This window comes from Alteromonas pelagimontana, from assembly GCF_002499975.2.
In the GTDB taxonomy this organism is placed as follows: Bacteria; Pseudomonadota; Gammaproteobacteria; order Enterobacterales; family Alteromonadaceae; genus Alteromonas; species Alteromonas pelagimontana.
This window is the reverse complement of the sequence record NZ_CP052766.1, coordinates 1,461,571-1,485,906: the sequence shown is the minus strand read 5'-3', so window position 1 is coordinate 1,485,906 and position 24,336 is coordinate 1,461,571. Positions and strand designations below refer to the sequence as shown.

At 46.8% G+C, this 24,336-nt stretch carries 18 protein-coding genes; 10 read left to right on the top strand and 8 right to left on the bottom strand.

From position 1 onward, the window contains the following. Nucleotides 1-129: 129 nt before the first annotated feature. Nucleotides 130-2,583, bottom strand: coding sequence for a penicillin binding protein PBP4B (pbp4b, locus tag CA267_RS06685; RefSeq protein ID WP_075609960.1), 2,454 nt, complete (start codon nucleotides 2,581-2,583; stop codon nucleotides 130-132). 171 nt (nucleotides 2,584-2,754) lie between these two features. Next, on the bottom strand, nucleotides 2,755-5,607 hold the full coding sequence (locus tag CA267_RS19120) for a TonB-dependent receptor domain-containing protein (protein ID WP_075608210.1): 2,853 nt from the start codon (nucleotides 5,605-5,607) through the stop codon (nucleotides 2,755-2,757). Between the two features lie 567 nt (nucleotides 5,608-6,174). Here CA267_RS19120 and CA267_RS06675 point away from each other — a divergent pair. The 8 genes from CA267_RS06675 to CA267_RS06640 all read left to right on the top strand — a co-directional run bounded on the left by CA267_RS06675 (nucleotide 6,175) and on the right by CA267_RS06640 (nucleotide 15,062). Next, a complete protein-coding gene (locus CA267_RS06675; protein WP_083638288.1) occupies nucleotides 6,175-8,028 on the top strand; it encodes a glycoside hydrolase family 3 protein in 1,854 nt (617 codons plus the stop codon). Further along, complete coding sequence (locus tag CA267_RS06670; protein WP_075608211.1) at nucleotides 8,021-9,181, top strand: acyltransferase family protein; 1,161 nt, start codon at nucleotides 8,021-8,023, stop codon at nucleotides 9,179-9,181. Before CA267_RS06675 ends, CA267_RS06670 begins: the two co-directional genes overlap by 8 nt. Nucleotides 9,182-9,626: 445 nt before the next feature. Continuing rightward, nucleotides 9,627-10,448: an SDR family oxidoreductase gene (locus CA267_RS06665; RefSeq protein ID WP_075608212.1), complete on the top strand. Its 822-nt coding sequence runs from the start codon at nucleotides 9,627-9,629 to the stop codon at nucleotides 10,446-10,448. Next, a complete protein-coding gene (locus tag CA267_RS06660) occupies nucleotides 10,441-11,688 on the top strand; it encodes an AGE family epimerase/isomerase (RefSeq protein WP_083638290.1) in 1,248 nt (415 codons plus the stop codon). The genes CA267_RS06665 and CA267_RS06660 overlap by 8 nt, the downstream gene beginning before the upstream one ends. A gap of 329 nt (nucleotides 11,689-12,017) precedes the next feature. After that, nucleotides 12,018-12,614, top strand: coding sequence for a glutathione S-transferase family protein (locus CA267_RS06655; RefSeq protein WP_075609963.1), 597 nt, complete (start codon nucleotides 12,018-12,020; stop codon nucleotides 12,612-12,614). Nucleotides 12,615-12,787: 173 nt separating this feature from the next. Next, complete coding sequence (locus tag CA267_RS06650) at nucleotides 12,788-13,084, top strand: hypothetical protein (RefSeq protein WP_217358055.1); 297 nt, start codon at nucleotides 12,788-12,790, stop codon at nucleotides 13,082-13,084. A 762-nt stretch (nucleotides 13,085-13,846) separates the two neighbouring features. Next, nucleotides 13,847-14,200, top strand: coding sequence for a DUF1622 domain-containing protein (locus CA267_RS06645; RefSeq protein ID WP_075608213.1), 354 nt, complete (start codon nucleotides 13,847-13,849; stop codon nucleotides 14,198-14,200). 448 nt (nucleotides 14,201-14,648) lie between these two features. Continuing rightward, the gene (locus tag CA267_RS06640) at nucleotides 14,649-15,062 is read left to right on the top strand and encodes a hypothetical protein (protein WP_075608214.1); all 414 of its coding nucleotides are present in this window, start codon (nucleotides 14,649-14,651) and stop codon (nucleotides 15,060-15,062) included. A 295-nt stretch (nucleotides 15,063-15,357) separates the two neighbouring features. Here the strand turns inward: CA267_RS06640 and CA267_RS06635 are convergent, their stop codons facing one another. The 4 genes from CA267_RS06635 to CA267_RS06620 form a co-directional block, all read right to left on the bottom strand. Further along, a complete protein-coding gene (locus tag CA267_RS06635; protein ID WP_075608215.1) occupies nucleotides 15,358-15,864 on the bottom strand; it encodes a hypothetical protein in 507 nt (168 codons plus the stop codon). Nucleotides 15,865-15,870: 6 nt separating this feature from the next. Continuing rightward, nucleotides 15,871-16,092, bottom strand: coding sequence for a hypothetical protein (locus CA267_RS06630; protein WP_075608216.1), 222 nt, complete (start codon nucleotides 16,090-16,092; stop codon nucleotides 15,871-15,873). A 315-nt stretch (nucleotides 16,093-16,407) separates the two neighbouring features. Then, nucleotides 16,408-17,049, bottom strand: coding sequence for a DUF6136 family protein (locus CA267_RS06625; protein ID WP_075608217.1), 642 nt, complete (start codon nucleotides 17,047-17,049; stop codon nucleotides 16,408-16,410). A 233-nt stretch (nucleotides 17,050-17,282) separates the two neighbouring features. Then, nucleotides 17,283-18,521, bottom strand: coding sequence for an MFS transporter (locus tag CA267_RS06620; RefSeq protein WP_075608218.1), 1,239 nt, complete (start codon nucleotides 18,519-18,521; stop codon nucleotides 17,283-17,285). A gap of 164 nt (nucleotides 18,522-18,685) precedes the next feature. On the opposite strand from CA267_RS06620, the gene CA267_RS06615 reads away from it, so the two are divergent. Then, nucleotides 18,686-18,901 (top strand): hypothetical protein, encoded by a 216-nt coding sequence (locus CA267_RS06615; protein ID WP_075608219.1) that lies wholly within the window; start codon nucleotides 18,686-18,688, stop codon nucleotides 18,899-18,901. 195 nt (nucleotides 18,902-19,096) lie between these two features. Here CA267_RS06615 and CA267_RS06610 read toward each other — a convergent pair whose 3' ends face one another. Both CA267_RS06610 and CA267_RS06605 read right to left on the bottom strand, forming a co-directional pair. Beyond that, nucleotides 19,097-20,437 carry a M14 family zinc carboxypeptidase gene (locus CA267_RS06610; protein WP_075608220.1) on the bottom strand — a complete coding sequence of 447 codons (1,341 nt, stop codon included), beginning with the start codon at nucleotides 20,435-20,437 and terminating at the stop codon, nucleotides 19,097-19,099. A gap of 4 nt (nucleotides 20,438-20,441) precedes the next feature. After that, nucleotides 20,442-23,282, bottom strand: coding sequence for an FAD-binding and (Fe-S)-binding domain-containing protein (locus tag CA267_RS06605; RefSeq protein WP_075608221.1), 2,841 nt, complete (start codon nucleotides 23,280-23,282; stop codon nucleotides 20,442-20,444). Nucleotides 23,283-23,466: 184 nt separating this feature from the next. Here CA267_RS06605 and CA267_RS06600 point away from each other — a divergent pair, with 184 nt between their 5' ends. Beyond that, complete coding sequence (locus tag CA267_RS06600; RefSeq protein ID WP_075608222.1) at nucleotides 23,467-24,324, top strand: MurR/RpiR family transcriptional regulator; 858 nt, start codon at nucleotides 23,467-23,469, stop codon at nucleotides 24,322-24,324. The last annotated feature ends 12 nt before the right edge of the window (nucleotides 24,325-24,336 follow it).

The following is a 24,336-nucleotide window of genomic DNA, read 5'->3' as shown; positions in this document are numbered from 1 at the left end:
TTCCGCCTCGGCGCAGATGTGCCTAAGCAGACTTTTATTGTAGCGCGATGAAAGCAGCAGAGTTTGTGCATAGCCTACTTATTTTAATCGCATAATCATAGCCATTTTACGATTCAACATCCTGGAGCGTTAGCGGGCGTTAAGAAGCGTTTCGTAAATTTTTGCGATCACACTACCATATTTTGCAGTTTCGAAGTCCGTGCCGGTAAAGCGCGGGTTACCATTGCTGTCTTTAACAATTGGGCTATGGCGCGCATTGGTTAGCAGCACAATACCCATATCAAGTTCCGGGTCGATAACGGTAACTGTGCCTGTCCATCCAGTATGACCATAGGCCGAGGCGCTGGCATAGGGGCCGAAATGCCAGCGATTGGCACCATCGGCTGGGCGGCGCCAGCCAAGCCCAAACCCAGGGTGATTAGCTGCAGGTTTGGTGAAAGTATTGACAATATCTTCACTAAACAATTTTACATTTCCGTAGCCGCCGCCGTTTAGCAGCATCTGAATCATTACCCCCATATCTTTGGCCGTAGAAAACAGACCAGCGTGGCCTGACACTCCACCCATAGCATAAAACGCTTTTTCATCATGTACTTCAGCGCGTAACGTGTGTGTACGAATATTCGGGAAGCTCATGGAATCGTCACGAGTATTGCCTCGTAACTCAGTGGCAGCGAATTCATAAGCGCTTAAGCCCTTGCGAAGCGGGTTAAACAATGTATGGCTTAGCCCCAGCGGCGTATAAAGCACACGTTCACAGTATTGATCCAGTGTCATTCCAGTTATGCGTTCTATTAATAGCCCCAGCAGCATAAAGTTGGTATCGCTGTATGACGCGTTCACCCCATTACCAACAACAAAAGGAACGCGGTTTAATAATAATTGTGCAGTAAGTGCTTTATCTTGCGAGAAAAACGCTTCGCCATCGGAATTGTTGGGTGTAAAAAACTGCACTTCCGGTGCATAACCCGATTGATGGGTGAGCAAGTCTCTGACCGTGCGGCTTTCTCTGCCGCTGCCCCGGTACTCCGGCAGGTAATGGTAAACGGGCTGATTGATATCCACTTTTCCTTGTCCCGACAAGTGCATCAACGTCAGCGTAGTGGCAAACATTTTAGTATTTGAGGCTAAATCGAACCCGGTTTCCAATGTCATGGGTTCGCTGGAAGCCAATGGCGTTCCATCAGTATCATAGCGCCTCGCATAGCCATACGCGGTATGCTTCACTACTGCGCCATTTTTCACAACCAACAGCACTGCGCCAGGAAATCCGTTATTAATGTCCTGTTTAATCAGATTATCTACTGCCGTAAAACGTTTTTTCCATGCCGCGGTGTCATCGACAAGCGTGGGATAGGGAATAGTAATATGCACGTTGGCACTGCTGGGCGTTACAGATGCTACAGCAAGTGTATTAACGCCATCATGCGTTCGCCGTTTCAGTGAGTAGTGATACGGCTTGCCCGCCATAAGTGGAGAAGCGATATTTAGCGTTTCTCCATTTATCGCAATAGTGGCATCAGCATCTTCGCTTGCCACTATTGTCATTTCGCCCCGGCCGCTATAGCTTTTAAAACGGGCTTTATCGTTGACGTCCTGGCGGCTGGATCGTTCTTGCTGAGGATAAATGTCATCTACTTGCCCGTGAACAGGTGTTATAGCAGCAGCCTCGCTTCGTGCTGCGTTTTCGTTTTGGTAGCGCTTTATCAACTTATTGGCTTTTTGGGGGAAATACTTTTTCAGCAACGCGAACAAAGCGCCCGCAGTTTTGTTGTCAGGTTGCCCCGTTAGGTGATACGGCAAAAAGTGCGATTGAAAAGCAGAAATAGCGTTGATCGTAGGTAAATCCAGTGTACCGGTTTCAGTAATTCCATAGCCATACGCACGCAGCGCTGCCTGTATTAGGCCGACGTTAGGCCTGGCGTCGTTAAACATTTGCCAGTATGATGCGAGGGTATCATTTTCATACCAGGCTCCCACGCCCGCTTGATATAGCTGGAACCAGGGGAAACGTGGGCCCGGATCGTTTTTACGGTTAAAGGCGATATCGGCATGTCCCACCACGGCTGTGGGTTCAATATCCGGGTTGCGTTTAAGAATATCCTGCGCCAGAGAAATAACCGCTTCTATTTGTGCAGGGTCGTAATCTGGAAATATGCACAATCGGTTATCGCCGTATTCTGTGTGCAGAGGTGAAAGTGCTTCATCCCACTGGCACTGCGGCACGTTCACTATCTCAATACCAATAGACGAATCATTTAAATGGGTGCGGCTTTGCCAGTAGCTTTCACCTGCGTGCCAGGCCCGCTCACTTTCCTCCACAAGCTGAATTGCCTCAATCTTGTCATTGCCGTAGGTATCATCGTGAGATTCAGGCACCAGATAGTGAGAACTTAAGCCGCCTTCCTTTACCAGCGCCGTAACGCTCTTTTCGTAGTTGATAGCGGTGAAGTGAATGACAAGAGATTTTATTCGCTTGCCGGTATTCGCCGAAGGCATCTGAGAATACTGCTGACTCGCGCAACTGACGATAAAAGCCGTACAACATACTATGGCGAAAAAGCGTGATCGTAATTGTGACATAAATTCAAACATAGGGGTTTATAACGTCCCGCGCACCACTATCGTTGCTTTGGCTGCCAATAGCTGCGCCCGCCAATTTTGAAATTGTGGCAATAAAAAGGCAACCCACCTGGCAAAACAAAACTGGAAGAAGTTGGTAAGTGCTAACACCTTCCAGTTCATCACCGTTTATTAAAAGTCATAGGTGAGCTGCACCGTGTAAGAGCGGCCCCGTGGATCTGCTACTCTGGGATCAAATGCTGCACCGGGCGAATAATCGTTTTGGTGAGCGGTGAAGGGGGGATCGCGATCAAACAAGTTCTTAATGCCGAAGGTCACTTCTAAATCTTCCCATCCAGAATATCGTAAACTGTAATTGTAAATTAGATAGCTACCGACTTCTCCGTCATAATAAAGAGGATTGGCTTCACCCGAGGTAACGCCTGGCGGTGCTTCATCTTCATAGCTGTCGCGAAAAATCTGGGTAAGCGTGTGTGTAAAATTGTCCAACATATAGACAAAAGTTAACGTGTGTTTCCACCGCAGCGGAATGTTGCCCCGTGAGTGAGTGCCCACTAAGTTTTCGCTGAACTCTGCTGTATCGATGAGTTTTTTCTTATCTTCAATAAGATAACTGCCGTTGAAATTTAGCGCCCAGTTTCCTGCGTAAAGTTCTCCATTTGCCATGACGCCCACTTCAATGCCGCTGGTATTGCGTTCACCGGCGTTGATATACCGCTGATCAATGGCAAGTAACTCACCTTCTTGATCACGTACAAAATTTGCTTCAAAAAGACTGTAGTTTTCAAGCAGTTCGTCTAAGGTGGGAACCTGAATGGTGCCGTCGATAATAATTTCCCACCAATCCAGGTTCATAGAGAAATGTTTATTAGGCGCATACACCACCCCCAAACTTTGCTGCTCAGACTCTTCTGGTCCTAAGTCAGCTTTACCTCCATATAACACGTTTGGCTGAATAAGCGTACAGTTTGGATTCTCAATATTCACAATGCCGCCTGGACAATTTGCTGGGTCAGCAAGATCCTGCCCTGTGTAGGGTTCTTCGGTAATGCCATTGAATATCTGATTAAACGAAGGAACGCGGAAGCCTGTGCTGTACGCACCGCGAAACAGCAAGCTTTCGGTTGGTGTCCACTTAAAGCCATATTTCGGGTTGGTAGTACCGCCAAATCCGGAGTAATGATCGTAGCGAACGGCAAGATTAAGTTCAAATTGCTCTACAACAGGAATTAAGGTTTCAGCAAATACTGCCTGAACAGTACGGTGAACATTATCCAGCTCGTTCGTGTTGTCGAATGGTGCGCCATAGATCTCAGGCTGGGCATCAACTTCTCTGCGGTCGCCGTTGAACTTGTATTCTTCCCGGCGAATATCGACGCCTCCTGCTACGTAGATGGAATCGCCGCCCCAGCCCAATGACCACCCGGTATCGCCGGTAATTGAACCATCAAACTGAGTCATGGTGGTTTCACCGCCGTACAACGTGGTGCCGTTTGCGGAAGCTGCGTTAAGTGCGGCCATACCTTCATCGGTTTGCGACTCGCCAGGTAATAAAAACGGATTTAACAGGCCACGACCAATCGCGTTAGCTAGTTGCTCTGTATAGTGGTACCCATTCATCAGCACCGATTCAGATTCGTTGGTAGCTCGCCCCAGGCCGACTTTGTAGTCCCAGTCGCCAATGCTGCCATCCAGCCCCAGTTGTAATTTATACGACTTTGTGGTGGTTTCTATTTCCCGCTGACCGCATTCCATACAGCGCCAGCGATAGGCTATCGGAGCCCCAATATTCAGCTGATCAGCGCCGTAGTAGCCAGAAAGTGCCTCAACAATGTCATCATATGAAGCGCCTGTAGATGGATACCAGCCTGCTGGCGTGATCGCCCAGGGAGTGATTTGATTAGGCTCAAATATTTTGTTTGAGGTAACTTCTGAGCCTATAAACTCCACAAAACCCTCAGTTTCCTCGTTTATCTTCATCGTACCGCGGGTAACAAAATCGAAGCTTTCTACAGGTTGTTGCAACGCTGCTGCACGAGGATAATCCCAGGCACAACTGACACCTTCATTTTGCGCTCGGTTCCACAACGCCGCACCGTCGTCTCCCATTAATGGATAAGCGTCACAACCTGCCTGCCCCGGGAGCGCCAATACATTTAAAACATCATTGGTTAAACCGTTTACGGGATTAACTAATCCCTCGCCAATCAAATTGTAATTTGGGTCTGCGGGGTCACTACCGCCTGGCCGGTTATTTAAAGAAGCATAGGGTGTACCGCGAGAGTCCGGTGATAGCCCACGCTCAGGCTGGAACGTGTTGGTAAAATCTCTGTCGGCCCCCCGCAGCAGTTCTGCCTTTTTATAGGAGGCACTCGCCATCACATTGAAGCCATCTTTATTTAAATCGCCGGTCCCTGCCAGCAGGCTCAGACGATAGATGTTGCCGCCACCTGCTTCGGTATGATCGGCAAAAGCATTAACCTGTGCACCTTCATAGTTCTTTTTAAGAATGAAGTTGATTACCCCGCCAATGGCGTCGGTGCCATAAATAGCCGAAGCGCCGTCTCGCAACACTTCTACCCGCTCTATGGCGGCGAAAGGAATTGAGTTAAGATCGACTGAACGCCCTTTTAAACCGTGGGTGGCGGTGCGCCTGCCGTTTAACAAAACAAGGGTAGAACTGGCTCCCTGCTGGCGCAGGTTTGCGCTGGAAGCGCCATTGTTGCCGCGCTCTTCACCGCTAACTATGCCGGTGTTACTGGCCAGATTATCGTTGGAATTGGAGGATATATTTAGTTGTAATAACAACTGTTCGGCTGTTGTGATCCCCTGGGCATCAATGTCAGCTCTGGAGATAACGGTAATCGGTAAATCACCTTCAAGATTGGTTCGTTTAATACTGGAACCCGTTACCTCAATTCTTTCAACTGATTCTTTTTCTCCAGAGGCTTCGGAGTTTTGTGCGAGGGCGGAGGAGCTTATTCCTGACATCGCGAGCATTATTGCTAGTTTTGTGTGTTTCACTGTGCAGTCTCCACAATATTATTTTAAATTATCGTCAGGCTGAGCTGGAAGCGCAACCTGTAGAGGTGAGATGCAATACCTGATATCAAACCTCTTTGGGATGAGATACAGCTTTCATCAATGCAAGCGAAGAGCGGCCGACAGAAGTATGAACAAACCGCATGCGGTGAAAAATCCATCGTAAGTTCAAGTTATCATAAAAAGTTCATTTGTAAATAATAAAATATTCACACGAACAGGATTTGTAACTGTGCTCCTACGCCCTTCATTAAAAGGGAGATAAAACATCAAGATAGGAACCTAAAATAAAAATTTTAGCACTCAAATAGCGACTGCCCTTTATTTAGACGCTGATATTTGGCGATTTTTTTGTCGTAGCAATTAAACATAAAGCTTTTTAGGAAATAATATTTTTGGCGTCACTACCTTGCGCTAACGCGTTTCTCTCGCCGGCAGGTAAACAATCGGGAGCAAACTACCCTGTGAATAGTATCGGGCAGTATGGAATAATTTATTTATTGTTGATCATCAGGTAGCATAAGGTATCAATAAAAAGAGCCCCGCTATATGTACTCAACGGTTTGCAGATTTCTTTGGTATTTTCTATTCGGTTTTTGTGTTGTCACAAATGTGCAGGCAAAGGTAGCGCAAACTACTCCCACCGCTCTGTTGGGGCAAAAGCTAATGCTCGACTTCCGCTATTTCTGTGACGACGGCACACCTTCTTTGCAATGTAAAACACCAGTGACTGAGCTTACTCCTGAAGTGGCCGACATTTTGGTTAGCGGGCAGATTGGCGGTGTGATTTTATTTAAAGAAAACTTGGTCAGCGCTGCGCAAATCGTCACTTTAAATTACGCCATGCAAAAGCTTATGCAAAAGCACGGACTGCCGCCGCTATTTATTGCCATTGATCAGGAAGGCGGGCGCGTGGCCAGGTTAGATGACAGCATCGCTACGCGCTTTGTGGGTAATATGGCAATTGGTGCTACTTATGAGAAATCGGGTACTGCCTTTGCAAGTGCGGTAGGTGAGGGCATTGCCAAGTCTCTTCGGCCGCTAGGGTTTAACGTAAATTTTGCGCCCACTGTCGATGTGAATGTTAATCCGCAAAACCCGGTAATTAACGTAAGAAGTTACGGCGAATCTGCCGAGCGGGTGGCCAAATTGGGTAAAGCCAGTGTGGCAGCTATGCAATCTTGGAATATCATGAGCGCGCTTAAGCACTTTCCTGGCCATGGCGATACCCATGTCGATAGCCACACAGGATTGCCCCGCGTAACGCACGACAGAGCTGCCGTGGATAAAATCGACCTGCTACCCTTTAAGGAAATTATTCACAGTGACTCGCCGCCGGCAATGATAATGACGGCGCACATTCAGTACCCGCAACTTGACAGTACAACCTTTTTGGCGAAAGACGGCAAAACCACCGTACTGCCGGCAACGATGTCGGAAAAGATCCTCACGGGCCTGTTGCGGGAGGAACTGAATTATAAAGGCGTAATTGTTACTGATGCACTGGATATGGCGGGAATTGCGCACTATTTTGATAATGCTGCTGCGGTTATTCAAACGTTTAAAGCCGGCGCAGACATTGCCTTAATGCCCTATACCATCCGCAATATCAAAGACATCGAGGGGTTTTGGCAAATGCACCAAGATGTTCTTGAAGCAATTCGCGACGGGAGGTTGGCGAAAGCGCAATTAGAGCAATCGGTTGCCCGAATACTGGCACTAAAAAACCAATATAGCACCGACGCCTTTACCAAGCTTCCGCTGACCCAACGTATCGCGCAAACTAAGCCATTACCGCTGGCGGAAAATAAGCGATTGGAAAGACAACTTGCACGCCAGGCTATCACGCAACTTTATGACACCGGCGTACTACCCGTTGCGCGGCAACAACGCTGGCAAACAGTAATGCCAGACGAAGCCCGATGCCAGGCGTTTAAGACGGGAATTAACCACGCGGATACGTTGGCAAAAGTTGAATGTATAAGCTTGGCGACAATACCTGAAGGTTCGCCGTGGAAAGGCTGGCGTAAAGGCGATGTGGTGGTAATAGGTGATATTTCGCCGCAGCACAGCGTAGCAGAAATGGGTGGCATGGATGATTTACCCAATCTTGCGACCCGCGCCAGTAAACAGCAACAGTATGAATGGATGCTGCGGGCAGTAGCCTATGCTAAGCAAAATGGGTTGCCAGTAATTTTTGTCGCGTTACGAGCACCGTACGTGGTTGAGCAATTTGCCGACCTTGCCGATGCTGCGGTAACGACTTATGGATACAACGTGACCGTGCGCGGAGCGAGCGCTACGGGTGCAGTATTTGATGCGCTGGCTGATGCCTTACTTGGCATTGCTCCTATGCACGGCCAGTTGCCAGTAACGGTCAACCTGCCCGCTATACATGACTAAACTGCCCCAGCGCATTTTGGCGGTGGATGCGCTACGGGGTATCGCCATTGCCGCAATGGTGCTGGTAAATAACCCCGGCAGTTGGTCTCATGTTTATGCACCTATGCGGCACGCTCAATGGCACGGATGGACGCTTGCCGATCTCGTTTTTCCTTTCTTTATATTTATTATGGGCGTGTCGGCCGCGCTCTCACTGCCCAAACAGGTAGCCAGTGGAAAGTCAGCCATTCAGGTTATCAACCAAGCGGCCATACGCGCGGGTAAACTTTTTTCGCTAGGTCTGCTACTAGCGCTGTTTTATTACAATTTTCACGTGGTGGACTATTCCTGGTGGCACCAGCAGGTGGTGGAGTTACGGGTTTTCGGGGTATTGCAGCGCCTCGGATTGGTATTTTTTATTACAGCTGTGTGCGTGGTGTGGCTGTCGGCTCGAATGATAGCAGTGATGTTTTTGTTGTTGCTTGTTCTTTACTGGGGGCTGATGGCGTTGATGCCCTACTCAGACGCAAGTGGTAACGTGTATCAGGGATTGTGGAATTTTGGCAACAGCTTCGCGGCCTGGGTGGATGCAAACCTGTTGGGTGTTAGCCATGTTTTTTATCGCAGCGCCACACCCTTCGCTTTCGATCCGGAAGGTATACTCAGTACACTGCCTGCTGTTGCAAGTGGTTTACTTGGCGTATTGGCCGGCAAGGGAATACAGCAACCAGCAACATGGCTCGTGAAGCTAAACTGGCTTATAGTTGCAGGCGCAGTATTAACCGCTTCAGGCTTATTGCTGGAACAAGTTGTTCCTGTCAACAAAGCACTTTGGACACCCTCTTACGTACTGTTAACAGGAGGTTTGGCTTTATTTTCGCTAAGCGCTTTAATATGGCTGCTGGATGTTAAGCAATTAATCTGTTGGGCTCAGCCGCTAATAATTTGCGGTAGCAACAGTATTGCTTTTTATTTAATTGCTGGTGTACTAGCCAGGCTGCTTATTATTATTCCTGTTGGCAACTCCAGCTTACACGGGTGGATTTATAACAAAGGCCTGGTGCCGATTTTTGGTGAACTTAACGGTTCTCTGGCATTTGCAGTTATTTTCTTTATAGTCAGCTTTATACCAATATGGCTCATGTACCGAAAAAATTTCTTTTGGAAGGTGTAGGTATTTAACTCTTTCTAACAAAGTGCGGCATTCGCGACCGCTGCGACGCTCACAACTTCGCTCGCATGCGCACGGCGTTAAACCTAATCAGCATTGAGCCTTTTTACGTCATTCCCTAACGTGAAGTTGTCTGGCTTCGCGTTAGGTCAAACTGTAAACCTCCTTTAAACCATGCTCCACAGTGACTAAGATCCAAAAATCGAGATAGAACTTATACACCAATGCCTAATACCAATTTACTGCAGCGGCCATTTGCTTCCTGATTACTTTTGTTGCCGTCAATCAAGCCTGAAAAAACTGCCGCGCAAAAAGTTAAGCTCTAACAAATAGGATGCTGAGGGGCAGCGCTCCTAAGGGTTTAGTTGTCATATTGTTATTATTTCACGACATGAAATTCCAATTCAGTTCCCGCCTCTTTGCGGTGGGGAAAATAAAGGAGACTTCCATGAGCGAACAGATTGATAAGACTATGCCTGCCGCCGAATTCATTGATGAAAGCTATAAAGGCTCAGGCAAGCTAGAGGGAAAAACAATACTGATCAGCGGCGGTGACAGCGGGATTGGACGCGCTGTTGCGCTGCACGCCGCTCGCGAAGGAGCCAATGTTGCCATCATTTATCACAACGATTCCGAAGATGCTGAAGAAACTCGCAAAGCGATTGAGGCAGAAGGCGCGAACGCTTTGGTTATTCAGGGAAATGTGGGTAAAAGTGCAGATTGCGACGCCGCCATCGCCAAAGTTATCGACATGTGGGGCGAGCTGGATATTTTAGTTAACAATGCGGGTTTTCAAAAACCCTTTGCCAGTCTTACAGACATCACCGATGACGAGTGGAAAGCGCATTTTGATGTGAATATTCATGGCTTTTTCTACCTGACCCGTGCGGCTTTACCACATCTTGGCAAGGGCGCGAGCATCATCAACACCACTTCTATTAACGCTTTTGCGGGTAACAAACATCTTGTGCCTTATACTGCGACCAAAGGTGCAATTACCGGATTCACCCGAGCGCTGGCCTTGCAATTGGCGGAGAAAGACATTCGCGTAAATGAGGTTGCTCCCGGCCCGGTGATTACCCCTATACAGAAGACGTTTAAAGATTATGACAGCGATATTTTAAAAAACATGGACGAGATGACGCCGATGCAGCGTATCGGCCAGCCTCGGGAGCTTGCGGCTGCTTATATTTATCTCGCGTGTAAAGACAGCTCGTTTGTCACCGGTCAGACAATGCATGTGAACGGAGGCATGATTATCAATGGCTGACACATCTGTAGCCGCCGATCCGCAGCGTATTTTCTGGGTAGACCGCAGCGTTCACCGCAATTGGCTGATGACGCAGGGCCAGCATCTGCTGGAACACTACAGAGCATCAAAGGTTGCCGGAGGATTCGGTGAATTGGATGATGACGGACAGTTGGTGGATAATTCTGCACAGACCATTGTCACGGCAAGAATGGTTCATTGCTATAGCGTTGCCTCACTTTTAGGCGTGCCCGGTGCCGCCGCTTTGGCCGATCACGGCGTAGAAGCCTTGCTTGACGGACCACTACGTGACAAAGAGCATGATGGTTGGTTTGAAGGTGAAGATCCCGGCCGCAAGCAGGCTTATGTTCATGCTTTTGTTGCTCTGGCATCCGCCAGTGCGGTTATGGCGCTTAGGCCACGCGCCGAAGAGTTGCGCGAGGCTATCGGTTCTGTCATCGATAAGCGTTTTTGGCTTGCTGATGAAGAGGTTATGGCTCCCAGCTTTAGTGCCAATTGGCATGACTGCGAGAACTATCGCGGCGCAAACGCGAATATGCACTCAACAGAAGCTTTTCTGGCGCTGGCCGATGCTACGGGAGACAACCTCTGGCTGGAACGCGCTTTGGCGGTAGCGAAGCGTTTTTGTCACGTTATCGCTCGCGCAAATAATTACATGCTGCCCGAACATTTTGACAATAACTGGCAGATGCTACCGGATTATAACCGCGATAATCCAACGGATGATCTACGGCCTTGGGGAATGACACCGGGTCATTTTGCCGAGTGGAGCGGGCTGTTGCTTAAAATTGAAGCCGCACTGGCTGCACGGGGCTGCGACATCCCAGACTGGTTTTTCGAAGACGCTGTTGGGCTGTTTGATAATGCGCTTAAATGCGGCTGGAGCGTCGATGGTGCTCCGGGTATGGTTTACACCATTGGTTGGGATAAAGCTGTATCGGTTGCAAACCGGCCGTGGTGGGTGCAAGCCGAGACCGCAAACACCGCATACATGTTGCTGCGACGTACCAAGCACGCCGATTTCGATCAGACCTACAGAATGGTCTGGGATTATATTGCCGACATATTAATCGATTCCAATAACGGTGGCTGGCGTCCAGAGGTTGACTGTAAAGGAAATCGCTCCCGCGAGGTCTATCCCTTACGCAACGACCTTTATCATGCCTTTCAGGCGACATTGATACCTTTGCTGCCTGTGGGCTCCTCGCTTGCCGACAGCGTCAGGCGCCATTCAGTTTAAATGAAGAATTTTTAAAGCCTATGGCAGAGCAGTGAGCGCCGGACTACTTAAACCCACGCGTAAGAGAGCTTAAGTAGCATTCTGAAGCTTAAAGATTCTCCTCAAATTTTCGTATCGCTGATTGATAAGCTTGCTCAATACGTTGTTCCAGGACAAGCCATAAGTTTGGAAACTGAACGTCTGACTCCAGCGCAGCCACCACGACCTGCTGTGAGTCCGGATGACTTATGAAAAAGGATTTTGATAAAACCCACAGGCGCGCCTATTATGAATCTTCTTCCACGACTGGGTTCGTTATACACAGGAATTGCGTACTTGAGATACCTTATATGAAGATCTATGGTGATATGCGGTCGGGTAACTGTTACAAGATAAAATTGCTGTGTTCATTGCTGGGTATCCAACATGAATGGCTTCATGTGGATATTCTTGCCGGTGGCACTCAAACTGACAAGTTTTTAGCGAAGAACCCCAATGGAAAAATTCCACTTTTGGAGCTGGACGATGGTCGTTATCTTTCAGAATCTAATGCCATTTTAAACTATCTTGCCGCAGGAAGTTTGTTGCTCCCCCAAGATAGATATAAGCTCGCTCAGGCACAACAGTGGCAGTTTTTCGAACAATATAGCCACGAGCCTTACATTGCCGTCGCACGTTTCATTGCAAAATACCTGGGTTTGCCGGAAAACCGCCGGGAAGAGTATGAACAAAAGCAGACGGGTGGTCACAAGGCGCTGGCTGTTATGGAGCAGCAACTATCTGTTTCGCCATACTTGGTTGGCGATTCGTTATCGGTATCCGATATCAGTCTTTACGGATACACTCATGTCGCTCATGAGGGAGGTTTCGATCTAAGTCAGTATCCAGCTATTATAGCGTGGCTTGAACGGATAAAGAGGCACCCAAACTATATTAGTATGGTGTAGATAGCGGGCAAACAACTGCAGCGGTCTAATTCCCGCTGCTCTTTTACTGGCGACTTTGCTGGCTTCATCTGTTGTATTTACGCGTTTCGGATGAGAAATTTGCTTATTCCTCGCATGCTGAATTTATATTCATGCTCATGCGCCACCTGATGTTAACAACACGGGAAATAACCATGAAAGTAACAGGTATGACTTTAGAAAAAGGGCCTTTTTTACGAGTAGCGGTATTCACATTCGCAATCTTATCCGTTCCTCTTATCGCCATGCAATTTACTGATGAAGTAAATTGGGATATCGCTGATTTTATTGTTATGGCTTGCCTGTTATTCGGTATGGGTAGTCTATTTATTCTGGTGTCCCGAAGTGTTTCACGGGAGCACCGCTATTTAACGGCTATTATTTTCACGCTTCTTTCGTTTTACATATGGGCTGAACTTTCAGTCGGTGTTTTTACCAGTTTAGGAAGTTAGCGGGTAACAGGTTGGCTTTAGTTACAAAAATCGGGCTGAGGAGCGCAAATAGTTTTTAAATAGAAGGGAAGGTTTTTAGCTGAAACTCTGGAGCAGAGATTTCAGCAGCGCCCGCAGGCATGATTTGCTGCGATTCGGATGAGATAACCTTTTTGCGGCAGGTAAATTTTTGTTACTTATGTTCTGACATATGAACGGGTAAACGCCCACTTGCTGTCTCTGCTAAATCTGAATAACTCAGTTGCCCTTACCAAAGTCTACATCAGTCCCGATCGTATCGCTGCTACACGAGCCTTCAATGCACAAATGATCGTGAAAAAATTGATGTTGCGACAATTGAAGCGCCTGTTCGCCAGAATTAGATCGACAATAGTTTATAAACACCAAGTGGATCTTGGAGGCAGTTGTTGAAGTAGGGAGTGTCCTGCAGGCCGCGGAGGCAACGCCTGAGTGCTTATTTTGCAGGAGTCGATTATTCATTTTATATCTGCATCAAACAATTATTGTGGTGCTGGCGTACTAGAGTGTAAGAGGTAAAAAAACATCGCGTTGTAATTGCTAATAATCTTGGTCGGCTCGCTTATTGTGGTTTTAGATGCTAATTCTGATTAGGCCAGCAGGCACTTTCCGCTACTTCTGCGGTTGTGAATATTAAGATTCCGCTTATAGCTATTCAGTCGGTCACGACAGCGGATCAACGCGTTCTATTTCCAATTACCAACTTATCCGAGGCGTTGGTAAGTTATTCACGATGGAGAGAAAATGCAGGATTTAATCGAACCAATAGCAGAATGGGGAGCGTCTGTAGTAGAGCTTTTGGGTATTTTTATTATAGTGGGAATTTCATTTTACACCTTGATCTACGGCTCTGTTGGCTTATTTAAAAAGGACAAGGCAGAAACAATATTTCGGCAGGTTCGTCAGCGTCTCGGGCGGGGAATTTTACTCGGTCTGGAGTTTCTTGTTGCGGCAGATATTATTCATACTGTGGCGGTGGAACTGACATTCCAGACTGTCAGCGTGCTAGCCATTATCGTTTTAATTCGTACGTTTCTCAGCTTTACCTTAGATGTTGAACTAACGGGGCGGTGGCCATGGCAGGATAGCAGTGGCTGATAGGCTCAGCTCAGTTTGCACCTGCATCGTCCAATGTCGCTTTTCCTGTAATCGCACATGCCGCAGCGAGCCTCTACAACAGACCGGATTTTAGCACTTACTGGTGTCTCTCTGGTTCTCTGTGCCAACGAGGTACAGCGGCTATACGTTACTCTGCTTACATCAAAAGAATAAAGTTCGGTTGCGAGCGCAATAGCTACGCCAGCAGACGCTACAGTTACCAGGTCGTTATAAGCCGTAGCCAGAGGCTGTAGTGAGTGTTTACCACTGCGCGTAAGGGCCGATCAGCAGTGCCTAAGTTCGGCATCGATACTTGTGGCAATCACTCTGTATAAACATCTGGTTTAATGTTTAAGGTTGTTTTACAGTCTGATTTACGGCATTAAGAAGCATGCGCTATATTCGGGCGGTGGCATGACAGGAAGCTATATCGTAAAAAGGAGTTATTGTGATTTTTGAACAGGAAGTTAGCGTTTCATTAAGAGCCTTTATAGGGCTTGTCACTTCAGCCATTTCTCTGGCTTTTTTATCTCTTATAGGGTTCTTTTTAATAACTTCGAATGGTAGATTTTCTCTCGCTATTTTTATTGTTTACACAATCTTAGCGCTACTCGCTTTTTGGTTCGGCAGAATTAGTTACCAGTTAATCGTTCCATCATCAAAAAACAAAGCTTATCTGTTTTCACCGTTATCAGTGTTGTGCATCTTCTCACTGTTTGGCTTAGGGACAATGGCAGGTACCGTTTTTAGCTTTTTAACCGGTGGCCTGGAAAATGGATTCTTAAGCCTACTTTTACTTTGTCTACTTCTGCCTGTGGGTGATTACTGTTGGAAAATAGCAAAAAAGCGGGCTGGTGAATAATTGAGGATTTGTAAATCGAATGGCTATGGCGACGCTATTCAGGAGCTGTTGAGCTGTCCAGACAGGGCAACCGCATGAGTGAGCGAAAAACCATCAGCTGTGAAAATATGTAAGAGTTTCTTATCCGAAACGCCGTAAAATCATCCCTGATGGCTCTGCTGGAGCATCCATGCTCCAGAAGTTCGGCTAAGAAACTTTCACTTATTGTTTAAAAGATATTCGCGCCCTCGCCCTGGCTTTTCAAAGGTTTGCAGTTGTTATAGAGTGTTGGCGACAACTTACAAACTGCTTTTGCTTAATTAAACGTCAATTCCAGTGCCTCTTTGCAGCTTCTTGAAAAGCTCAACAACTTTGAAGTCACCGGTAATACAGCAGCAATATGCCCGACTTTTTCATTGGTTACTGCTATTTCCTTATCTTCAGCTGTTACATCAAATCCCAGATTTTTTAAGTCCATTAGAGAGTACGACCAAAGTTGAATTTCATCAGAATAATTTTTTTGTTGTGAAAAAAGCTGTCCCCATATCAACATTTCCTGTGGCTTATTTATCGCAGCAAAAAATGCAGATTCCTCGCTGCACCAGTCCGCCATAGATTGACGCATCATCAACTTATTTTCTTCGGAGAAATTTTTCATCTGGTCAGAATAGTCTTGAAGCGCGCCGCCGTGCCAGCCGACAATTGCACCCGCTTCAAGGTATACAGACTTAGCGCCAGTAAATACATAATTAGCACAGGAAGAAGCACAAAGAATACGTACTACTACGTTGATCTGACGATCGCGTACAAAATTTCCGAACATTAAACCTCAGGTAGTTTCGCCGCCACCACTTGAGATGATAAGGGTCTCAAGAGAATTTTTGTGCTTTTTCAACTCCTCTTGCATTAGTCGAAAATTATCTTTTGAAACATTACCTTTAAAGTAGAGTGTAGTTGGATTTTCCCAGCTAAAGACCGGTGGTTTGGTTTCATCAGCCAGGCAGGAGGGAACGATAAACAGCAACAGAAAAGATAAAACATACAATTTCATAAATATCCTTATCATCTCAAACGGCATCCTTGTCAGTGATAACGGCCACAGCACAACGGTACTGAAGCATCTACTATAGCTGGCGATAACTTTCTCACACACATTCACCCTAGTCTATTGTTGCTACAAATTTTCCGTAGCCAGAGGTTGCAGCGCGTTTTGCCTATAGGTGGTTACTGTTAGAAATAGCAAAAAAGCGTGCTGGTGAATAACCTCGCATGTTTCAAAAGGGAATGGCTGGCGACAAATTAAATTCGTGGATCTTTCTTCCTCATGACACCTTCTACCGCAGCATGGCAATCGATATTCCTGCGGCTAACCCGCCATGGAAAAAAGAAATGCTCCTACTGCAATGACGCACGGAAAAAGAAGGAACCATTGAGGGCGCCATAATATTCCCGCTATAGTTCCTAAGTAGAACACGAACCATAAGCTCCATTGTGTAGCTCCAAAAAAATCGGTTAGGAATAACAGAAATATTCCCACCGACGTCTTCATAAACACGTAAAAAATACTTTCGATCAGCAGCGGAAACTTTTTGTTAGGCAAAGTTGTAAGATAAAGCTCGTAACGGAGTCGGATCGTCTGCGTTCCAAACAGGCTGCTAGCCAGTACCAGTGCAGTAAGAAAGCTTACCAGATTAAACAAATAGGGTTGCACATCAGCGTGCAGTCCCGTCATACTAACCCGCGTCAGTGTTATCAGTAAAAGTAACGAAATAAGCCTAAACTTCTCTCCTTCAGGGGAGGCAATGTCCGCCTGTAAGAAAAGCCGCAAAGGGCCCTTTGGCCATCTGCCCAATGTTAACGAAATAGCTGGTATGTGGTGCTCGATGAAAATAGCGGCAGACCAGAGTAGCAACCATTGAAGTTTTGTCAGTTCCTGTGCCCAAATAAAAGCCACTAACGGAAAAGCTAGCAAGCCAGAAAGGTGTACCCGCGCCGAATCGATATTCAAACATAGATTCCGGCATACGCTTCTTTGCCCATAGGAATGGCTGACGTTATCAAAAACTACCAATGAAGCGACCCCTCAGCTGTTGGTATTTGTCTAAAAATACGTTACAGAATAACAGCAATAGCGGTTCCTTCTACCATAACTAATTTCCTCGGTAACACTGCAGTCGCTGTTATCGTTTGGTGAACACAATTATTAACTTCGAAAAGCATCAATTAATCACTTCTTTAATGCTACAAATTTTCCGTAGCCAGGAATGCAGATGAATAACTATCCACAACAAGTACTAGAGCTACCAAGCCCATTGCTATGCCCGATGATGTATAAATTAAAAGCGTGTTGTTGCCGGATATTTCACCAATAATTCCACTTAAAACCAGCCCTAACGGAAGTAACGCGGTGGAAGCAGTTATCAGTAAACTGAGCACTCGCCCGCGTATTGCTTCAGGGATAACCGATTGGAACAGTGCCATGGATTGCAGATTGAATGTGCCAAAGAAAAATCCCGACAACGCGATAGCCGTTAACGAAATATAGGTACTACTGCTAGAGCCTAGCACCACAAAACAGACAGAAGCACCTAGCAAAGATAAAAACATGAATTTTGCTCGTGCTGCGGCTTTTACTTTTCTGTGTTGTGAATACCAGTAGCCAGACATACTGCCAAGCGCCATAGCCGCTAACATAAAGCCATACCAATGAGCCGCTTCATGTAAGCTATTTTTCACTAAAAATGGCAGGAAAAGCATGATAGGCGCACAGAAGAAGTTGATAGACGACGCGCATAGAATAACCGTCATTAAGCCTCTGTTCTTAAATACGTAATCCAGCCCTTCTTGAAGATCGTTAATCAGGCTCTTGTAAGTTTCTTTAACGGGCAGAGAAATATAGGTTTTCTTAACCGCAGGTGACTGAATAAACATCTCGCTGATAGCGGAAATTAAATAAGATAAAGCGTCGAACAGTAGCAGTAATGGTGCGCCAAAAAGCCGGTAACACATTCCACCTAATGCTTGTCCAACCAACGTAGCCACCTGATTGGATGAACCAAAATACGCAATTGTTTTCGGTAGTTTTTCTGCATCCGCCAGAATTGGCATAAAAGCCTCTATCGCTGGCTGGAAGAAGGCTTTTGATGCTGCATTTAATGTAGAGACGACAAAGAACATCCAAATAATCAGTGCGGTATCGTCATGGGTTGAAAACATTAAAAGAGCGAGCAGGAATACCGACAGGCCGCGGATGATATCGGTAACTACAATGATGGTTTTACGAGAATGACGGTCTGCAAAAACGCCGCCGAAAGGGCCAAGTAACACACTGGGAATTAAAGATACTGCCAGTATTGTTCCCATTATGGCGGATGAGCCTGTGGTTTCCATCAGCCAGTAGAGCATTGTGATACTAAACGCTTGTGATCCTATCTGACTGACAAACTGCCCTTGCCAGAGTAGAAATATATTTCGGTTCAATCCGTTGTCCCTTCAGGTGTAGATCCCTTATACCGATAGTACGACAACTTCTCTGCTATTACGATTACTAAAATAAAGGTATCAACGGCCAGTCTATACTGCGCAAATCGCGATCCTGACCTTCTTTGTGTTCGTATCAATTTGCAGAAAATTAAGGAGAACCCATGATAAATCAAGATAACGAACCTAAGCACAATTCTATTGCCAACATGAAAGGATTGGAATCGGCTATCGCCAACGGTGAAGAAACACGAGTGAAACAGCTGCTAACGAACTTAGTATTAGATGAATTGCAGAAGAGTTACCTGATTGATATTGCGGATTTAAACGGCAATCAGAACATCGTAAAGTTACTGCAAGATACACCCGTTAAACCCTAGGTATAATAAACCTTTGACGCTTTGTCACGGACGTTGTTTAACAAAAAGTGTGGCAACAGAAGGCCCCTGTAACAACATAAAGTAGTGGTGATTTGTAAAAGGGATAACGCCTTTCATCGAACCAGTGGGGCGCAGCGCCGAATGATTTCCAACTGATATCATCAATCCGCTGCTGCATTGCGCTCCAAGCCATGTTTAGAGGGCAATAACGTGGCCGTTTAAAATTGCCAGCTTCGGCGTATTGTGACTCCCCGCCAATAAATAAGCAGGCTCTTCTGGCTTTAAGCAGCCCAGTGATAATGTCGACGGGCAGTGCCATACAGGTAAATCGGTGTGACTTGTCAAATATTCTGCAGGGCCAGTGAAGTAAATATATCCTTCCCGTAATAGTGATAAATACGTATCTGTAGCTAACTCCAGCGGTTCAGTAAGTGCAAACCCTTTGCGAGGAAATACGGTAAGGCTTTCCCCCGCCAGCGTAGCAAATCCTTTTACCACAGATTGATCACCAATAGCTTTAATGGTAGCAATCTGGGTTTTCCTATCCATATTTATCGTAATATCAGCGTTAAAAGCAATGTGGTTTTGATGTTGCTGCACATTGCAAAGTTTAAGATCACACAGCCCGTCTTCACGGTTGGGCGGAATAGCATAATAATCGGCCAGTGAACGCTGAGAAAATGTGCCTGAACACAGACTTTGCAGGGCGGTGTTTAACGCGATAACGTTCATGCGTCGCGCAATTTGCCGGTAAGGATCATCTGCATGCGCACCACTTTCAATTAAAATAGTGCTGGCGCCCAAACCGGCGATGTTGTCGCCAAAAGAACGATGGGAATAGGTATCATCGTAGCGGGCAATGTTGCCAGGAAGCCAGTGTTTAAGTACATGATGCATCTCGCCAATAAGCTGCTTTGCCCGCAATCGCGGCGCATCAACGTGCTTGTCCTGATGAAATGCCGGTGCCAAAAATGAAATGGTGGCAGGGGCATCCGTGTTACCTACAGCGTAGTAAGGATTTTGATCGTGAAGATTAAACGCGATGTGAGGTTGCAGGGAGGTGGCTTGCTCCCATAGCAGCTTTCCCTCTGGGCTTTGTTGGGCTACCGCATCACGGTTTATATCGATGCCTTGCGCATTCTCGCGAGTGTTAGCTTGAGCGCCATCCGGGTTCAGCATTGGGATTATGTGAAGTGTTACGCGGCTCTGCCAATCTTCCGGCAGGCTCGCAGGAGTTTGCGTAAGCAGTATTTGCAGCCAGTCCAGCACCGCGGCTGTGGCTGTGGGCTCGTCTCCGTGCATCTGGGTCCAGGCTAAAATGGTTGTGGGGCCGCTGCCAAGCGTAAACCGGTGAATTGCCACGCCGTTTAGTGAGCTGCCTATTTGCGTAAACTGCACGTGAGGCTTAGCGCTCAGTAATGTCATGACTGGCGCAATATCCTCATAAGTAAGCTGAGGTTTTGCCAACTGCTTGAAATGTAGGGTATCGAATAGCTGCGCGATGTCGGCGGCAGGTAGATGGGGATGGGTAGCCATAATATTATTCCTTATCAGCAAAAGAACGCGGTTTGCTGACTTCATCCAATAGATACACGATATGATGATAAGGTACGCCGCTGTGGTGAGAAAGTCCAATTTCGCAAGTACGACTGTTACTAATGCCTCGGTTACAGAGATGCGGCACCGATTGCCTTAAAGAGGCCAGGGCGCTGGCGTTGAGTTCCGGCAGAAGCAGCCCTTTATCACCAGCAAAACCGCAACAGGTAATTTCTTCCGGTTGTACAATGTGAGTACAACATAAAGAAGCGAGTTGTTGTATGGCATAACCCTTATCTAAATGCGTACTGCTGCAGGTTGTGTGCAGCATAATTGATTCGCTACTAGGGTGAATTTGCACGCGGGGTACAACGTATTCCAGTAAATATTCGCTGAGTTCGTAGATATTCAAATCGGGTGTATCTTTTAATTGTAAGGCACAGGGGCTGGCGTCAAGAATAATTGGCCATTTGCCGTTTTCACTGGCACTAGCCAGCTGCTTGTACCAATTCTGACGGCGCGCGTTAGCTTGGTCAGGAAAGCCTTTCGTTTCCCACGGTTGACCACAACAGGTGCTATCCATGTTATCCGGAAAAATAACTTCAATACCCGCCTTATTCAGCAAACGAGATACCACAGTCATCATAGAAGATGAGTCTTCATCTGCCCCGAAAAGACGATTAGGGCAGGTGGAAAAAAATACCGCTTTATCGCTAAACGGTTGTCCGGGTGGCGTACGAATTTTTGCACCCGCAGGAATGTCTTGATACCAAATCGGCGTTTTCCGCTGAGTCCAGCGGTGGAGCTTAAAGCTGGCACGTTCTACTGTTTCCGGCTGTAGCCAGTTCGCGGCCTGTTTTACCGCTGAAAGAGTAAATCTGCCGATTGCGAGGCTGGGGGACAAAAATCTGCTTGTCTGCGTCGCTACGCTGTCAGATCCAGCCAGTTCGACGCGAAGCTTTTTTACCCATTTACCGGTGTCAATGCCCACCGGACAAGTCGTGGCGCACAGACCTGTTGCTGCGCAGGACTCAATGCCCAGAAAATTAAACGCATTGTCTATTTCCTGGCGAGACGCAACCGGCATGTGCTGCTGACGCCGACGCAGCGCAATTCGCTGGCGAGGCGACAATGTAAAATTTAAGGAAGGACATTGTGGTTCACAAAAGCCACATTCAATGCATTTATCAACAATAGGATCTACCGCGGGCATCGCCTTCAAATGTTGCAGATGCGCCTGATTGTCAGCGTTGATGATAACGCCAGGGTTTAATATACCGGCGGGGTCAATTACCTTTTTAATCTTCTGCATGATGGCGACGCCAGCTTCCCCCCATTGCGCATAAAGAAACGGAGCCATGTTGCGGCCGGTACCATGTTCTGCTTTTAAAGTGCCGTCAAACTGCCCGGTTACCAGCTTTACCACATCCTGCATAAAGTTATCGTAACGCGCGATATCGTTGGCGGTTTCAAACCCTTGGGTGAATACAAAATGGACATTTCCGTCCAAAGCATGGCCGAAGATAATCGCTTCATCATAACCGTGGCGTTCGAATAGCTTGGTCAGTGCTGATACACCTTCAGCCAATTGTGCAAGTGGAAAGGCGACATCTTCGATAATCACCGTGGTGCCGGTTTCGCGTACTGCTCCCACTGCCGGAAACAACCCCTTGCGAATTCGCCAAAGTGCCTCTATTGCTAACGGATCGCGGGTAAATTCACACATAGCTTTAGCAGCATTTGCGCCCTCGCAAAGTACTTTTGCAAGTTGCTTTAACTGAGTAGTGAGTAATTCTTCAGACTGCTCACCCACATCAATCAGCAATGCCGCCGCACCGTTTTCAATGGCATGGGGATAGAAAGCGTGCAACAAGGAAGCCACGCTGTTAAGCGCCCGTGAATCCATTAACTCGACTGCTTCTACGTTAAGTTGCTGAAGTGCGGGAATAACTGCGCAGGCATCTTTTAAATTGCGAAAAAGGTAAAGGCCGGTAGCGCGACTGGGAAGCACCGGAATTGTCCGATAGGTGATATTGGCAATAAAGCCGAGGGTACCTTCCGACCCAATTAGCAGATGGCTAAGAATATCGAGAGGATCTTCATAATCAAGTAACGCATTTAGGCCATACCCCATGGTATTTTTAAGCCGATACTGATGCCGCACCTGTTCACTCAGCACCTCATCTTTACGCAGATTTGCGGCTATTGCAGACAAAGCGCTGAGCAAAGCCGCGTGGCTTTTACGAAAGGTGTTAACGCTGCCAGGATCTGCTGTATCTATTGTGGCGCCGTCAGCTAGCGTAAAACAGATATCGGTCATGGTATGGTAGCTGTTGTGCTTAACACCGCAACACATTCCCGATGCATTGTTAGCAGCAATACCGCCGATTTTACAGGTGTTGATAGAAGCAGGATCAGGGCCGATTTTACGACCAAAAGGCGCTAATAAACGGTTAGCTTTAGCGCCAATTATGCCGGGCTGAAGCGAAATTCTGTCACCATTTTCAAGGATCTCCGCCTGTTGCCAGTGTGGCGAAAGCAGGATCAATACTGAATCGCTGATAGCCTGACCTGACAAACTGGTGCCCGCCGCTCGAAATGTTACGGCAGTTTTCGTCGCCTGGGCCAACCGGAGCACTGCCTGCATCTGCGCCAGCGTTTCTATCTGTAATACTAATTTAGGCACTTTGTGATAAAAGCTGGCATCGGTACTAAAGGCCACGCGGCGGCTGACATCAGTAATAATGCCGCTATCCGGGAGAATGCTTTTGATGCCGTTCAGGAAATTCTCCCACCCACGCTTTCGGGTAGAAGGTTTACTGCTGATACTACTGTGGGTGGCCATACGGCGTCTCCTGATGACTGGCATTCCTGTTCATTTAATGAGATTTTGATATTCGTATCAACTGGTTTATATTTGAATAAATAATTCTTCGGGATGAATCACTGTCTTTTTATCAGTATCTTGTTCGAGCGAAAAGTATAGTTAATAAAACGTGGTATCCAGGGGAATAACAAGCGAAATTACTATGTCAGCATTTACCAAAATTAAAGCAATTAAACACGCGCTGTCTATTAGTGAAACGAAACTGGCCACTTTTACACTGGATTCGCCCAATGCGGTGCGGGATTTATCTTCGCAGGAACTGGCGAATGTAGTTGGGGTAAGTCAATCAAGCGTGGTGAAGTTTGCGCAAAAACTTGGCTATAAAGGCTATCCGGCGTTTAAACTGGCAGTTATTGACTCGTTAAATAAGGAAATTCCTAACACCCAGATTCACGGGCAAATTACCTTAAGCGATGGCTTTGAACAGATGGCAGATAAACTGTTAGCCAGTAAAATCAGTGTACTGAATGAGACGCGAAATTTAAATGAGATGGTAGCGTTTGAAAGAGCCGTAGAATTATTGAAGAACGCTAAGCGAATATTGATTTGCGGTGTGGGCGGCTCCGCGCTGGTGTGTAAGGACTTTTCTTACAAATTACAGAAGCTGGGAATGACGGCACTAGCTGAAGCTGACGGGCATGTTCAGTTGGCGAGCGCCGCGACTTACAACGAATCCGATGTGCTGGTGGCAATTAGTGAATCTGGTGCAACACGTGAAATTGTCAATGTTATTCATGAAGCTCGAAAAAACCAGGTAAAAATTATTTCTATTACCAAGTACGGGCAAAATCAGGTATCCGAACATGCCGACGTACAGCTGTTTTCCGTTGCCGAGGAAGCTTCTCTTCGCCTCTCTTCTATTTTGGCAAGAACGGCTCAGGAACTTATCATTGATATGTTGTTTATCGCGCTGACACAAGCGTCGCGCCAAGGACGAAAGCTGCTGGAACGCACCAACAAAGTCGTTTCACAGTTTCGTCAGCAGCGCCCCATCAGTTAAACACGAATAGGA

Excerpts from the sequence above, each read along its gene's own strand:
- pbp4b (WP_075609960.1), bottom strand. The coding sequence starts at position 2,583 with ATGTCACAATTACGATCACGCTTTTTCGCCATAGTATGTTGTACGGCT.
- CA267_RS06675 (WP_083638288.1), top strand. The coding sequence starts at position 6,175 with ATGTACTCAACGGTTTGCAGATTTCTTTGGTATTTTCTATTCGGTTTT.
- CA267_RS06670 (WP_075608211.1), top strand. The coding sequence starts at position 8,021 with ATGACTAAACTGCCCCAGCGCATTTTGGCGGTGGATGCGCTACGGGGT.
- CA267_RS06665 (WP_075608212.1), top strand. The coding sequence starts at position 9,627 with ATGAGCGAACAGATTGATAAGACTATGCCTGCCGCCGAATTCATTGAT.
- CA267_RS06660 (WP_083638290.1), top strand. The coding sequence starts at position 10,441 with ATGGCTGACACATCTGTAGCCGCCGATCCGCAGCGTATTTTCTGGGTA.
- CA267_RS06655 (WP_075609963.1), top strand. The coding sequence starts at position 12,018 with ATGAAGATCTATGGTGATATGCGGTCGGGTAACTGTTACAAGATAAAA.
- CA267_RS06650 (WP_217358055.1), top strand. The coding sequence starts at position 12,788 with ATGAAAGTAACAGGTATGACTTTAGAAAAAGGGCCTTTTTTACGAGTA.
- CA267_RS06645 (WP_075608213.1), top strand. The coding sequence starts at position 13,847 with ATGCAGGATTTAATCGAACCAATAGCAGAATGGGGAGCGTCTGTAGTA.
- CA267_RS06635 (WP_075608215.1), bottom strand. The coding sequence starts at position 15,864 with ATGTTCGGAAATTTTGTACGCGATCGTCAGATCAACGTAGTAGTACGT.
- CA267_RS06630 (WP_075608216.1), bottom strand. The coding sequence starts at position 16,092 with ATGAAATTGTATGTTTTATCTTTTCTGTTGCTGTTTATCGTTCCCTCC.
- CA267_RS06615 (WP_075608219.1), top strand. The coding sequence starts at position 18,686 with ATGATAAATCAAGATAACGAACCTAAGCACAATTCTATTGCCAACATG.
- CA267_RS06610 (WP_075608220.1), bottom strand. The coding sequence starts at position 20,437 with ATGGCTACCCATCCCCATCTACCTGCCGCCGACATCGCGCAGCTATTC.
- CA267_RS06605 (WP_075608221.1), bottom strand. The coding sequence starts at position 23,282 with ATGGCCACCCACAGTAGTATCAGCAGTAAACCTTCTACCCGAAAGCGT.
- CA267_RS06600 (WP_075608222.1), top strand. The coding sequence starts at position 23,467 with ATGTCAGCATTTACCAAAATTAAAGCAATTAAACACGCGCTGTCTATT.